This window comes from Mesorhizobium sp. M7A.F.Ca.CA.002.15.2.1 (genome assembly GCF_003998715.1).
GTDB lineage: Bacteria > Pseudomonadota > Alphaproteobacteria > Rhizobiales > Rhizobiaceae > Mesorhizobium > Mesorhizobium ciceri.
The window spans coordinates 1-436 of sequence record NZ_RZPI01001284.1 but is presented as its reverse complement, the minus strand read 5'-3'; the positions used below and the strand labels follow the sequence as shown (position 1 = coordinate 436).

Annotated in this window: 1 pseudogene; it reads left to right on the top strand. The window is 65.4% G+C overall.

What is annotated here, in order from left to right:
* Positions 1-435 (top strand): annotated as a pseudogene (locus tag ENZ74_RS34160) (hypothetical protein); the annotation flags it as partial.
* Position 436: the final 1 nt, after the last annotated feature.

The following is a 436-nucleotide window of genomic DNA, read 5'->3' as shown; positions in this document are numbered from 1 at the left end:
GTGCTTGCACATCTGCCGGGATATCCCGCGCGGCTGTCGCCGTCCGCCGATGGTGGGGCCTGGCTGACCTTGTTTGCGCCGCGCAACCGGCTGATCGAATTCGTGCTGCAGGAAACGCATTACCGGCAGGACATGCTGAGCCAAGTGCCGCCGGCCTACTGGATCGCGCCGGCACTGGCGTCCAGCCGCAGCTTCCTCGAGCCGCTGCAATGCGGCGGCATCCGCACCATGGGCATCCACAAGCCGTGGTCGCCGAGCCGCTCCTATGGGCTGGTGGTCAGGCTCGACCAGAAGATGCAGCCGCTGTTCAGCCTGCACAGCCGCGCCAATGGAACGCGTCATGGCATCTGCAGCGTTGCGGAAAAGGATGGCCGGCTGTTTGTCGCCTCCAGAGGCGGCGACTGCGTGCTGGCGATCGATGCGGGAGGTTTTTGAT